The sequence below is a fragment of the Epibacterium sp. HA2-3 genome (genome assembly GCF_055693725.2).
On record NZ_CM172490.1, the window covers coordinates 2,955,772 to 2,968,651 of the forward strand.

General features: G+C 60.2%; 9 protein-coding genes. 4 read left to right on the forward strand and 5 right to left on the reverse strand.

All coding sequences use genetic code 11. The features are described from left to right. Positions 1-13 precede the first annotated feature (13 nt). Entirely contained in the window at positions 14-1,558 is a 1,545-nt protein-coding gene (gene tnpC, locus ACZ1HH_RS13860; RefSeq protein WP_168610441.1) for an IS66 family transposase, read from the forward strand. A 339-nt stretch (positions 1,559-1,897) separates the two neighbouring features. On the opposite strand, the gene mutT is transcribed toward tnpC, so the two are convergent. Genes mutT through ACZ1HH_RS13875 form a run of 3 tightly spaced genes read right to left on the reverse strand, consistent with a single transcriptional unit; the run spans position 1,898 to position 4,415 of the window. Continuing rightward, positions 1,898-2,308 carry an 8-oxo-dGTP diphosphatase MutT gene (gene mutT, locus ACZ1HH_RS13865; RefSeq protein ID WP_472636923.1) on the reverse strand — a complete coding sequence of 137 codons (411 nt, stop codon included), beginning with the start codon at positions 2,306-2,308 and terminating at the stop codon, positions 1,898-1,900. Next, the gene (gene argJ, locus ACZ1HH_RS13870) at positions 2,305-3,531 is read right to left on the reverse strand and encodes a bifunctional glutamate N-acetyltransferase/amino-acid acetyltransferase ArgJ (RefSeq protein WP_472636924.1); all 1,227 of its coding nucleotides are present in this window, start codon (positions 3,529-3,531) and stop codon (positions 2,305-2,307) included. Before argJ ends, mutT begins: the two co-directional genes overlap by 4 nt. Positions 3,532-3,563: 32 nt before the next feature. Next, complete coding sequence (locus ACZ1HH_RS13875; protein ID WP_011540229.1) at positions 3,564-4,415, reverse strand: peptidylprolyl isomerase; 852 nt, start codon at positions 4,413-4,415, stop codon at positions 3,564-3,566. Between the two features lie 177 nt (positions 4,416-4,592). On the opposite strand from ACZ1HH_RS13875, the gene secA reads away from it, so the two are divergent. From secA to ACZ1HH_RS13890, 3 genes are all read left to right on the forward strand, one after another. Next, positions 4,593-7,280 carry a preprotein translocase subunit SecA gene (secA, locus tag ACZ1HH_RS13880; RefSeq protein WP_472636925.1) on the forward strand — a complete coding sequence of 896 codons (2,688 nt, stop codon included), beginning with the start codon at positions 4,593-4,595 and terminating at the stop codon, positions 7,278-7,280. A gap of 135 nt (positions 7,281-7,415) precedes the next feature. After that, positions 7,416-8,312, forward strand: a complete 897-nt coding sequence (locus tag ACZ1HH_RS13885) for a hypothetical protein (RefSeq protein ID WP_472636926.1) — start codon at positions 7,416-7,418, stop codon at positions 8,310-8,312. A 23-nt stretch (positions 8,313-8,335) separates the two neighbouring features. Further along, positions 8,336-9,889 (forward strand): phosphate ABC transporter substrate-binding/OmpA family protein, encoded by a 1,554-nt coding sequence (locus tag ACZ1HH_RS13890; protein WP_416367603.1) that lies wholly within the window; start codon positions 8,336-8,338, stop codon positions 9,887-9,889. Between the two features lie 158 nt (positions 9,890-10,047). Here ACZ1HH_RS13890 and dxs read toward each other — a convergent pair whose 3' ends face one another. Both dxs and ACZ1HH_RS13900 read right to left on the reverse strand, forming a co-directional pair. Then, the gene (dxs, locus tag ACZ1HH_RS13895; RefSeq protein WP_472636927.1) at positions 10,048-11,985 is read right to left on the reverse strand and encodes a 1-deoxy-D-xylulose-5-phosphate synthase; all 1,938 of its coding nucleotides are present in this window, start codon (positions 11,983-11,985) and stop codon (positions 10,048-10,050) included. Positions 11,986-12,015: 30 nt separating this feature from the next. Further along, complete coding sequence (locus ACZ1HH_RS13900; protein ID WP_472636928.1) at positions 12,016-12,879, reverse strand: polyprenyl synthetase family protein; 864 nt, start codon at positions 12,877-12,879, stop codon at positions 12,016-12,018. Between the last annotated feature and the right edge of the window lies 1 nt (position 12,880).

Sequence of the window (12,880 nt, forward strand, 5' to 3'; positions counted from 1 at the left end):
GTATAATCCAGCCATGCCCGACGCCCCGCCCATCGACCTGTCCGCGATCCCTGAGAGCCAGCGCGCCGCCGTTCTGGCGGTGCTGCAGGAAAACGGCGCCCTGAAGGAAGCCAACCGGCGGCTCGAGCATCTCGTGGCCGAGTTGAACCATGTCGTGCATGGCAAACGGTCCGAGAAGCTGAGTGATGACGACCGGCAGCTTGCCTTCGAAGACCTGGAAACCGCCGTCGCCGAGGTCGAGACCCGCAGGGAGCAGGCCGCCCCCTCCACCCAGACCCCGCGCGCGACACGGCAGCGCAATCTCGGCCATCTGCCCGCGGACCTGCCGCGCATCGAGCGTGTCATCGAACCGGCGAGCCTTGAGTGTCCTTGCGGCTGCGGCCGCATGCACCAGATCGGCGAGGATCGGACCGAACGTCTGGACATCGTGCCTGCGCAGCTTCGTGTGCTGGTCGACATCCGGCCGAAGTATGCCTGCCGCATTTGCTCGGACGGGGTCACCCAGGCGCCCGCCGCGCCGCGGCTGATCGAGGGCGGTCTGCCGACCGAGGGCGCCATCGCTCATGTGCTGGTCTCGAAGTTCGCGGACCACCTGCCGTTCTACCGCCAAGGCCAGATCCTGGCGCGCTCCGGCATCCAAGTCGACCGCAGCACCCTGGCGGACTGGGCAGGCACCGCCGCCTTCCACCTCGGCCCCGTGGTCGACCGGCTGGCGGAACACATCAAGTCCTCCGGAAAGCTGTTCATGGATGAGACCACGGCTCCGGTCCTCGACCCCGGACGCGGCCGAACCAAGACCGGCTACCTCTGGGCCCTGGCCCGCGATGATCGCGGATGGGGCGGAGAAGACCCGCCCGGTGTCGTCTTCACCTACCAGCCCAGCCGCGCCGGCGCCCACGCGGAACAGATCCTTCAGGGCTTCGACGGTATCCTGCAGCTCGACGGCTACACCGGTTATGACCGGCTGACGCGCCCGTCCCGCAAGGGCGGCGCGCCGATCACGGTGGCCCACTGCTGGGCGCATGCGCGGCGCAAGCTGAAGGAGGTCTTCGACCGCGACGGCTCGGAAATCGCCGCCGAGGGCCTGCGCCGGATCGCTGAGCTCTACCGCATCGAGGCCGAGATCCGGGGCATGGGCCCGGGCCAACGTCTGTCGGCCCGTCAGGCCCGCAGCGCGCCCCTCGTGGCCGAGTTCGGTGATTGGCTGCAGGCACAGCGTCTGCGTATCTCGGCCAAGTCGCGCCTCGGCGAGAAGCTGACCTACATCCACCGCCAGTGGGGCGGCCTGCAGACCTTCCTCCACGACGGCCGCGTCGAGATGGACTCCAACGCCGTCGAAAACCTGATCCGCCCGATCGCCCTGACAAGAAAGAACGCACTCTTCGCCGGCCACGACGAGGGCGGCCGCACCTGGGCCCGCATCGCCTCCCTGATAGCCACCGCGAAGATCAACGGCGTCGCGCCCTTTGCCTATTTGAAGGCGACCCTGGAAGCCATCGCCGCCGGTCACCCGGCCAGCAGGATCGACGAGCTGCTACCTTGGAACTTCACCCCGTAAAGCTGAACAGGCGTGGGGTGGCGACAGCGCTTACGGTGCATTGTCTGCCCTGACAATGCAGCTGCTGATAAGTGCCCCGCGGGAAGCGGTGAACATGGTGTTCAGGCACATTTGCGGCATCAAGTTCCGGCGCTGCCACACCTGTCTCAATGCCGAAATCACGAGGGCTTTCTTGTTGTTCTGATTGATCCTGCCATCCCGGTGAAAACACCCCCAGGATGCAGGAAGGTGGTTAACAAAAGGTTTCGTCGCAAGCGAAGGGGAACAACATATGGAAAACCCCAGATCTACGCACATAGATCTGGGGCCCTGATGGAGAATTAACGATCTTTAGAGCGCTTACAGCCAATCGCGCAGGATCGGGATCAGTGGGATATCCGCTGGCGGCATGGGGTAGTCCCGCAGCTCTTGTGGGCGCACCCATTTTAGCACCTGACCTTCACGCGCTTGCGGAATGCCCTCCCACTTGCGGCAGGCAAAGAGTGGCATCAGCAGGTGAAACTTCTCGTAGGAGTGGCTGGCAAAGGTCAGAGGAGCAAGGCAGCTCGACCAGGTGTTGATCCCCAGCTCTTCTTGCAGTTCCCGGATCAGAGCGACCTCCGGGGTTTCGCCAGCTTCGACTTTGCCACCCGGAAATTCCCAGAGCCCAGCCATGGATTTGCCTTCGGGACGTTGCGCAAGAAGAATGCGGCCCTCCACATCTATTAGCGCAACGGCTGAGACCAGAACGACGTTTTTGTCAGTACTCATGAGCGATAGTCCGCGTTGATGGTGATGTACTGATGAGTCAGATCGCAGGTCCATACGGTTGCGACACCGGTTCCGATGCCAAGATCGACCTTCAGGGTGATGTCGTCTTTTTTCATTTCTGCGGCGCCGAGGTCCTCTTTGTAAGAGGGGGCAACCCAGCCTTTTTCGGCGACCAGAACATCGCCAAACGAGATCGACAGGCGGTCGCGATCCGCTTGGGCTCCAGACTTGCCGATTGCCATGACAACGCGACCCCAGTTGGGATCCTCGCCCGCAATCGCCGTTTTGACCAATGGTGAGTTTGCAATCGCAAGCCCATGCACCTTGGCCTCGGCATCATTGGCGGCGCCGGTGATTTGTATCTCGACGAATTTGGTGGCGCCTTCGCCATCCCGCACAACCTGATGTGCAAGATCAAGCATCACTTCGCGCAGAGCCTCGCCAAAGGCCGCATTGTCTGTTGCATCCACACCAGAGGCCCCCGTGGCGCAAAGCATGAGACTGTCCGATGTGGATGTGTCGCTGTCCACGGTGATGCAGTTGAAGGACGTCTCATTTTGCGCCGACAGCAGCGCCTGAAGCTTGTCCTGATCATAGGCAGCGTCTGTAAAAATATAGACCAACATGGTCGCCATATCAGGCGCGATCATCCCGGACCCTTTGGCGATCCCGGCGATCTGGACGGGCTTGCCGTCAATCGTGATCGTGGTTGCTGCGCCTTTCGGGAACGTATCCGTGGTCATGATCGCCTCGGCCGCATCTTTGATTGCGCTGCCCGAGAGTGCTCCGTTCAGCTCGTCCAGCTTTGTCAGGATCCGCTCATGGGGCAGGGGCTCGCCAATCACTCCGGTAGATGCGGTGAAGACACGATCCTGCGGCAGGCCCGTCGTCGCGGCCACGGCGGAGGTGATCTCTGCCACTGAGGTCTGACCGTAATGTCCCGTAAAAGCGTTCGAATTGCCGGAATTTACAAGGATTGCGGCGCCGTGTTCGGGGTTGCTGCCCAGTTTTGCCTGACAGTCCAGAACCGGGGCTGAGCGGGTTGCGGAGCGGGTAAAGACCCCGGCGACAGAGGTGCCGGGATCCATGACGGCCAACATCACATCGGTACGCCCCTGATAACGCACTCCGGCTGCGGTGGCCGCGAAACGCAGACCACCAATTTCGGGCAGATCAGGAAATACCGCTGGGGCAAGCGGAGAGCGGGGCAGGGATTTGGCCATTTTGGTCTTCCAGTTTAAGGGAGTGGGAGAGATCAGTTCTCGATCAGGCTCATGTCACGCAGGACGGAGGGCTCGAGGTTTTCAATCTCTGGCCGATTGATTGTCGCCGTCGCGGTCAGCTGGCTGATTCGATCTTCGACCGCTTGCTGAGCGAGTTCCTGAGCGATTTCATCCCGCACGTCTTCGTATTCGGGGGCTTCAAGTTTGCGGCGATCATTCAGCTTGATGATGTGCCAGCCAAACTGGGTCTGCACCGGGCCGGATACTTCGCCAGAGCGCATGTCGGAGATGGCGGCCTCGAACTCCGGAACCATGCGACCGTTTTCAAACCAACCAAGCGCGCCACCATTCGGGCCACTGGGGCCGGTCGAGGATTCCTTGGCCAATGCAGCGAAATCCGCGCCCTCATCAAGCTGGCTCTTGATTTCCAACGCGGCTTCTTCGCTTTCTAGCAGAATGTGGGAGGCGTTGAACTCATCGCCGCCGTCGTCGCTGCTGTAACGCGCATCATAGGCATCGCGAATTGCATCCTCGGTCTGGGCTCCTTCCATGACCGCTTCGATCACATCAGACGCCAAGAGCGAGCGCTGCTCGTGTTCGACAGAGAGACGCACATATTCCGGAATGTCCCCGTGCAGCTGCTGTTTCAGCACAGTTTGCTGAATCAGCTGGTCGAGGAGGGCTTTGAACAGCAGATCATCCGGCAGGCTTTGATATTGAGCAGGCAGTTTTGCGCGCGCAACGATCATATTGCCGACGGTGATGTCTTCTCCATTGACCGTCGCAACCACCGTATTGGCGTTGAGTTCGGCAAATGCAGGTGCTGCGAGGCCGAAAGCAGTCGCAAACACGACGCCTTGCAAAAAAGTGAGACCTTTGCGCATGGAAACCTTCCTATATTCCTGCCACGGCGGGTCGTGGCGTTGACACTCATTTTCCTGCCCCTTACATCGCCATAGGGCCTGCGGCAGGACCGTCTTTCCACCTTTGTTTATGGGTTGCGAACACGGCGGGCAAGCCTGCCGCTGAACAAGGCCGTGAACTGGACTTTTGGAGCGCACATGCTGGGTATCGGAACTCTCGCCAAAAAGGTCTTCGGAACACCGAACGACCGCAAAATCAAGGCGACACGGCCGCTGATTGCAAAGATCAACGCGCTGGAGCCTGAGTTCGAGGCACTGAGCGACCAGGGCATCAAAGACAAGACCGAAGACCTGCGCAAACGGGCGCTTGCGGGTGAAAGCCTTGACGATCTGTTGCCCGAAGCCTTTGCCAACGTGCGCGAAGCAGCGCGCCGCGCCCTTGGCCTGCGGGCGTTTGACACCCAGCTGATGGGCGGGACCTTCCTGCATCAGGGCAATATCTCCGAGATGAAGACGGGTGAAGGGAAAACCCTTGTGGCGACCTTCCCAGCTTACCTCAACGCGCTGACCGGCAAAGGGGTGCATGTCGTCACGGTGAACGAATACCTCGCCAAGCGTGACAGCGAGTGGATGAGCAAGGTCTTTGGTGCTTTGGGCATGACCACCGGCGTGATCTACTCAAACCAGCCCGAGGCGGAGAAAATGGCCGCCTATCAATGTGACGTGACCTACGCCACCAACAATGAGCTTGGCTTTGATTACCTGCGCGACAACATGAAGCCCTCTCTGGACCAGGTGTTCCAGAAGCAGCACAACTTTGCGATCGTGGATGAGGTCGACTCGATCCTGATCGACGAGGCGCGCACGCCGCTGATCATTTCCGGCCCGGCCGAGGATCGTTCCGAGCTCTATGAAACCATCGACAAGCTGATCCCGACGCTGGATGAGGGTCACTATGAGATCGACGAGAAAACGCGCGGTGTGACCTTCACGGACGAGGGCAATGAATTCCTCGAAGAGTCGCTTCTGAAGGCGGGGCTGCTGGAAGAAGGGGCGAGCCTTTATGACCCCGAGAGCACGACGATTGTTCACCACGTCAACCAGGCCCTGCGGGCGCACAAGCTGTTCCAGCGCGACAAGGACTATATCGTGCGCGACGGCAATGTTGTTCTGATCGACGAATTCACGGGCCGCATGATGCCCGGTCGCCGTCTCTCCGAGGGGCTGCATCAGGCCATCGAGGCGAAGGAAGGCACAGATATCCAACCGGAAAACACCACGCTGGCGTCGGTGACCTTCCAGAACTACTTCCGCCTTTATGACAAGCTCTCTGGCATGACCGGCACGGCGATGACCGAAGCTGAAGAATTTGCCGAGATCTATGGGCTGGGTGTGGTCGAGGTGCCCACGAACAGGCCGATCGCGCGGATCGACGAGGACGACAAGGTCTATCGCACAGCCAACGAAAAATATGCGGCCATGATCGCGGAGACCAAGCTTGCCCATGAAAAAGGCCAGCCGGTTCTTCTCGGGACCACGTCGATTGAGAAATCCGAACTGCTCAGTCAGCTCCTTCAGCAGGAAGGCATTGAGCACAACGTTCTGAACGCGCGCCACCACGAGCAAGAAGCCAAGATCGTTGCCGAGGCGGGCCGTTTGGGCGCAGTGACCATTGCCACCAACATGGCGGGGCGCGGCACTGACATTCAGCTTGGCGGGAACATCGATCTGAAGGTGATGGAGGCGCTTGAGGCCAACCCCGACGCCGACCCGGCCGTGCTGCGCGCCGAGGAAGAAGCCAAACACGCCGAGGAAAAGCAGAAAGTGCTCGAAGCGGGTGGCCTCTATGTGATGGCCTCCGAACGCCACGAAAGCCGCCGCATCGACAACCAGCTGCGCGGTCGTTCCGGACGTCAGGGTGACCCGGGCCGCACCAGTTTCTACCTTAGCCTCGAAGATGATCTGATGCGCATTTTCGGCTCCGAGCGGTTGGACAAGCTGTTGTCGGGTCTGGGCATGAAAGAAGGTGAGGCGATCATTCACCCGTGGGTGAACAAATCGCTTGAGCGCGCTCAGGCCAAGGTCGAAGGCCGTAACTTCGACATGCGCAAGAACGTGTTGAAGTTCGACGACGTGATGAATGATCAGCGTAAAGTAGTCTTTGCGCAGCGCCGTGAGATCATGGCCTCTGACGATACCCATGAGATCGTCACTGACATGCGCCATGAGGTGATCGATGATCTCATCGATCTCTACATGCCACCCAAAACCTATGCTGACCAATGGGATACCCAAGGGTTGCAGGACGACGTGCGCGAGAAGCTCAACATTGATGCTCCTGTGGTCGAATGGGCCGCAGAAGAGGGTGTCGACGACGAGCAGATCCGCGAACGTCTGGTAGAGGCCTCCGACAAGCTGATGGCCGAGAAGGTCGAAGCCTTTGGTCAGGAAGGCATGAGCAATATCGAAAAGCAGGTGCTGTTGCAGACCATCGACGCCAAATGGCGCGAACATCTGCTAACGCTCGAACATCTGCGCTCTGTTGTCGGCTTCCGGGGTTACGCCCAGCGTGATCCGCTCAACGAATACAAGAACGAGAGCTTCCAGCTGTTTGAGTCGATGCTGGACTCCTTGCGCGAGACCGTCACCCAACAGCTTTCTCGCGTGCGTCCTCTGAGCGAAGAGGAACAGCGCGAGATGATGATGCAGATGGCGGCACGTCAGGGCATGCAGCGCGCGGCTGCGCCTGCCGCCGAGCCAGTCGAAGCGCCCAAAGAAGGATTTGTCGAGGATGACCCCTCCACCTGGGGCAACCCCTCGCGCAACGACAAGTGCCCCTGTGGATCTGGGAAAAAGTTTAAGCATTGCCACGGCCGGCTGGGTTAATACCGGCGCTGGCAATCTAATTGCCCGAAACCATTGCAGACTGTGACACTGGCCGTCTTTCTTTCCGGCCTCTGCCACAGTCTGGCCACCCTGATGGGATACGAATCCTTAACCTTTTCGGGTAAGGAGGGTGTTATGGGTATTCGAGTTACAGGTCTCATTGCGGTTGCTACTGTCATCTGCGCCTTGGGCACGGGCGTCTATATGCAGCGTACTGCAGATTTGCAGCGTGCGCCGAGCGCGCAGCAGGCCTCCGCACCGCTTCCGACGGAACCAGAAACCGGAAAACTTGTTCTTCAGGACCTGACGTTCACCTCCGCAAGACCGGATACGCACCGACAACGTCAGCCGCTGCGGGACGTGGATACATCGCTCTTGCAATGTGCGAGCACTTTGAACCTCACTGCGATCGACAACGCGATGCTTCAGGTCGAGCTTTCCGCCCCTTGCCGGGCGGGAGAGCGGTTTACGCTGCACCATGGCGGCGTGATGGTGACTTACGCGCTTGATGCTGAAGGGGATTTTCGCGGTGTTTTGCCTGCTTTCACGAAACGCGCCGTTGTTATTGCGGACTTCGCATCAGGGCGCGACCTTGATGCGTCTGTGATGGTCGAGGATCTCGAACAGGTCGAGCGTGTCGTCATGCACTGGCAGGGCCGGAGCGGGCTTGAGCTTCACGCGCTGGAATTTGGCGCGACCTATGGGAGCGCGGGCCATGTCTGGAAAGGCTCCGAACCGGGGCAAGGCGCGGGCGAGGTTCTGTTCCTAGGTGACCCGGATCAGGTTGCTGCGCATCTTGTACAGGTTTACACGCTGCCCAAAGCCTCCGGGTATGGCGCGGTCAACATTTCTGTCGAAGCAGAAATTACCGATGCCAATTGTGATCAAGCCGTCGCGGCACAGTTGATCGAGCGGCGCGACGACAGACTGCGCACGCGGGATCTGGTGTTGAACATCCCCGATTGTTCGGCGGTTGGTGATTTTCTGGTGTTGAATAATCTCGTCGAAAGCCTGAAAATCGCCTCCAACTAACTGGGGCGACACCGGGATTTCTCATGAGCTATTACCGTGCGGCGATCTGCGCCGCACTCTGCTTTTTCAGCTTTGGCCAACCGGTTTTCGGGCAGGATGTAACGCTGTCCTCGCCCGATGGCGCTATCGAGGTGAGTGGAGATCTGCTGGGTTTTGATGGCGAGTTCTACCGTGTGGAGACGCAGTTTGGCGAGCTGACCGTGGATGGCTCCGGGGTGCGCTGTGAGGGTCCGGGCTGCCCGAGCCTGTCTGACTTCGTTGCAGAGATCACCTTTGCCGGGTCCTCCACCATGGCAGAGGTCCTCCTGCCCGCGCTGATCGAGGGTTTCTCTCTGCGCAACGGATATCAGACCGCCCGCATGCAACTGGATTCGCGTCAGTTTGAATACACGCTGTCACGCGACGGCCGGGTTGCGGGGCGGTTCACCTTTCAAGTCAGCAATACGGATGAAGGCTTTGCAGATGTCCTGGCCAACCAGGCCGACATCGTGATGGCATTGCGTGAAATCCGGGAAGCCGAGCACCTATTGGCGTCCGAGGCAGGTCTTGGCGATATGTCCTTGTCCAATCGGGGGCGGGTGCTGGCCCTGGATGCCATGGTGCCTGTTGTGGCACCGTCGAATCCGGTGCGACGGATCTCGCTGCCTCAACTTGCGGATATTTACGCGGGCAAGATCACCAATTGGTCCGAGCTTGGCGGCGCTGACGCACCCATTTCGGTGCATTTGCCCGTTGCTGGGGCAGGGTTGGCGCAGGCGGTCGAGGACAAGCTCTTGTCTCCTGCAGGGCTTGAACTCTCCGAGAGTATTCGACGCCATGATCGCGGCAGCACGCTTGTGCGGACGGTCGCCACCGATCCGTTTGCGATTGGCATCGCGAGCTATGCCGAAACTGGCCAAACCCGGATGCTCACGCTTACGGGGGCTTGTGGGTTTTCGCTGTCAGCGGGACGGCGCAGTATCAAGACCGAGGACTACCCTCTGACTGCGCCGATGTTTCTCTATCTGCCTGCCCACCGCCTGCCGCGCATTGCCCGGGACTTTTTGACCTATGTGCGTGGCCCTGCTGCCCAGATCGTGATCCGTCGCGCAGGGTTTGTGGATCAGGCACCGGAGCATATCCCGCTGCGTCTTCAGGGGGAACGGCTCAGCAATGCGATACGATCTGCAGGGGAAGACATCCCGCTCAGCGAGCTGCAACGATTGATTTCGGGGCTCGATGGATTGCAGCGATTGACCACCTCATTTCGATTTGAGGCCGGATCGTCCAGGCCTGATGCGCAATCCCGCAACAATATCGATTTGCTCGCGCGTGAACTTGAAGCCGGAGTCTACGACGGTAAGCGCTTGGTTTTTGTGGGATTCTCAGACGGTGAGGGGCCAGCGGAGGGCAACCGTGCCATCGCGATGAAGCGCGCGGAGTCGGTGCGCCGCGCCGTGGAACGCGCAGCCGAAACGGCAAATCTGGATCGCATTTCGATCGAGACAGCGGCTTACGGCGAAGCACTTCCCATTGCCTGCGATGACAGTGCCTGGGGTCGACAAGCCAACCGGCGTGTCGAAGTCTGGATCAGGTAAGCCTACGCGCTTTGCGTTTCATGACGATCTGTCCAACGGAGGCAGTATCGTTTGTCTGCGGCCAAGTCTGCGATGCAGCGTAACCACATGCGCTGTATCTGCGCGGCGCATCAGGCCATGCGGAGGGGCTCATCGGGCGGGTTGTGCAAGCAAATAGATCAGCTTGCAGGGAGACGCCGCTCATCAAGGCGGGCAACACCCAGAACATCAAGCACTTTGGCCTCAATATGCTCTGCGTTCATCGCTGCGCTGTCATACATGTCTTTGGGGCTGGCCTGATCGATAAAGGTGTCGGGCAAGACCATCGACCGGAACTTGAGCCCGGTGTCGAACACGGCTTCCTCGGACAAAAGCTGCGCGACATGAGAGCCAAAACCGCCAACTGCGCCTTCCTCGATGGTGATGAGCGCCTCGTGTTTCGCCGCGAGGGAGAGGATCATGTCTCGGTCCAAGGGCTTGGCGAAGCGCGCATCTGCGACGGTTGGGGTGATCCCCCGCGCGGCAAGCGCTTCAGCCGCTTTGCGAACCTCGCCCAAACGGGTGCCAAAGGAGAGGAGCGCAACGCGGGAACCTTCCTCGATGATGCGGCCCTTGCCAATTTCCAGGACTTCGGGCTGTTCGGGCATCTCCACGCCTTCGCCCTCTCCGCGCGGATACCGAAAGGCGATAGGGCCCGCGTCATAGGCCGCGGCAGTGGCAACCATGTGCTTGAGTTCTGCCTCATCCGCGGCGGCCATCACCACCATACCGGGCAGGTTGGCCATGAAGGCGATGTCAAAAGACCCGGCATGGGTGGCGCCATCCGCGCCCACGAGTCCTGCGCGATCAATTGCAAATCGGACCGGCAGGCGCTGGATGGCCACATCATGCACCACCTGATCGTACCCTCGCTGCAAGAAGGTCGAGTACATCGCGCAGAAGGGCTTCATCCCGCCAGCTGCCAGAGCCGCGGCAAAGGTCACACCATGTTGTTCTGCAATGCCCACATCAAACGTGCGCGACGGATAACGCTCTGCCATCAGGTTGAGGCCGGTGCCATCGGGCATGGCGGCAGTGACAGCGCAGATCTTTGAATCCTGTGCCGCCAGATCGGTCAGCGTTTTCCCAAAAACTGACGTGTAGGATGGCGCGTTTGAGGGTGCTTTTTTCTGCTCGCCAGTGACCATGTCGAACTTTGCAGTTGCATGGCCTTTGTCGCGCGCCACTTCCGCCGGGCGATAGCCTTTGCCCTTTTTGGTAACGGCATGGATCAGGATTGGGCCAGTGGCGCGCGCCTTCACGGTGCGCAACACCGGTAGCAACTGATCCATGTCATGCCCATCAATGGGGCCGATGTAAGAAAAGCCCAGGGATTCAAACAGGGTGCCCCCCATAGCCATGCCCTTCAGCATATCCTTGGCGCGTTTGGCGCCTTCGCGGAACGGCTCGGGCAGCAAGGACACCGCTCCCTTGGCGGCGGCTTTGAGGTCATGAAACGGCGCCTCTGTGTAAAGGCGGCTGAGATAGGAGGAGAGCGCACCAACCGGCGGAGCAATCGACATCTCATTGTCGTTGAGGATCACGATCAGGCGTTTGCCAAGGTGGCCAGCATTGTTCATCGCCTCAAACGCCATGCCTGCGCTCATCGCACCATCGCCGATAACAGCAATAGCGTCACCGAGGCCTTCTTCGGTCACTCCGCCCAGATCCCGCGCAACAGAGAACCCCAGCGCAGCAGAGATCGAAGTGGAGCTATGCGCTGCGCCAAAGGGGTCAAAAGCGCTCTCGGAGCGCTTCGTGAACCCCGACAGACCATCCTTCATGCGCAAGGTGCGAATGCGGTCGCGGCGGCCGGTCAGGATCTTGTGCGGGTAGCACTGGTGCGAGACGTCCCAGATCACCTTGTCCTTGGGCGTGTCAAACACGGCGTGCAGCGCCACGGTGAGCTCGACAACGCCAAGGCCGGCCCCAAGATGCCCGCCCGTGACGGAGACCGCAGAGATGGTCTCTTGCCGTAGCTCATGAGCGACCTGCTCCAACTGCGCATCGGAGAGGCGTTTCAGATCAGCAGGCGATGCGATCTGATCAAGGAGCGGGGTCTGTGGCCGGTCGGTCATGCGGGTCTGGGCTCCTTCGGGGCGCGCGCGTTAGCTGTCGCGCGAGATAACGAAGCGGGCGGCGTCCTTCAAGGTGTCGCCTGCCGCGCCATAGGGGGCAAGGGCTGCGCAGGCTAGGTCAGCCAACTCTTGAGCGCGGTGTTTTGCGCCTTCAAGCCCAAGATGCGACACGAATGTGGCTTTGCCCGCATCAGCATCTTTGCGCACAGCTTTGCCGACGGTCGCTGCATCGCCTTCTACATCTAAGATGTCGTCCGCGATCTGAAAAGCCAGCCCAAGTGCTTGGGCATAGTGACGCAGTGGCGCCGGATCCGCCCCGGCAAGCCGCGCTCCGGCACATGCGGACCATTCGATCAAACAGCCTGTCTTGCGGGCCTGGAGGATCGTGATTTCATCAAGCGTCAGCGGGGTTTCTGCCGTTTCAGCCGCGATGTCCATCATCTGACCTGAGACCATTCCGTCCTTGCCCGCCGCTTTGGCAAGGGTGCGGATGAGGCTGAGCGCATTGGGTCCAACGCTGTCGCGAGCGAGCAGTTCAAACGCCAATGTTTGCAGGCTGTCCCCGGCAAGCACGGCGGTGGCCTCGTCCCATTTGCGATGCAGCGTCGGCTGGCCTCGGCGCAGATCATCGTCATCCATCGCAGGCAGGTCGTCATGCACAAGCGAGTAGGCATGAATGCACTCAATCGCGAGTGCCGCTTCGATCGCAGCCGTTTCAGGCACGTCATGCAAACGCGCGCTCTCCAGAACGAGGAACCCCCGAAGCATCTTGCCGCCCCGCAAGGCGTAATCCATTGTCTGATGCAACAGGTCCGCCTGCGGCAGGCGACGGTCCATATGGTTTAAGATCTGCGTCTGCGCCTGCAAGAGCGCAGCGGTAAACCCTGCTGTCATA

Coding starts and splice junctions, on each gene's coding strand:
- tnpC (WP_168610441.1), top strand. CDS start 14: ATGCCCGACGCCCCGCCCATCGACCTGTCCGCGATCCCTGAGAGCCAG.
- mutT (WP_472636923.1), bottom strand. CDS start 2,308: ATGAGTACTGACAAAAACGTCGTTCTGGTCTCAGCCGTTGCGCTAATA.
- argJ (WP_472636924.1), bottom strand. CDS start 3,531: ATGGCCAAATCCCTGCCCCGCTCTCCGCTTGCCCCAGCGGTATTTCCT.
- ACZ1HH_RS13875 (WP_011540229.1), bottom strand. CDS start 4,415: ATGCGCAAAGGTCTCACTTTTTTGCAAGGCGTCGTGTTTGCGACTGCT.
- secA (WP_472636925.1), top strand. CDS start 4,593: ATGCTGGGTATCGGAACTCTCGCCAAAAAGGTCTTCGGAACACCGAAC.
- ACZ1HH_RS13885 (WP_472636926.1), top strand. CDS start 7,416: ATGGGTATTCGAGTTACAGGTCTCATTGCGGTTGCTACTGTCATCTGC.
- ACZ1HH_RS13890 (WP_416367603.1), top strand. CDS start 8,336: ATGAGCTATTACCGTGCGGCGATCTGCGCCGCACTCTGCTTTTTCAGC.
- dxs (WP_472636927.1), bottom strand. CDS start 11,985: ATGACCGACCGGCCACAGACCCCGCTCCTTGATCAGATCGCATCGCCT.
- ACZ1HH_RS13900 (WP_472636928.1), bottom strand. CDS start 12,879: ATGACAGCAGGGTTTACCGCTGCGCTCTTGCAGGCGCAGACGCAGATC.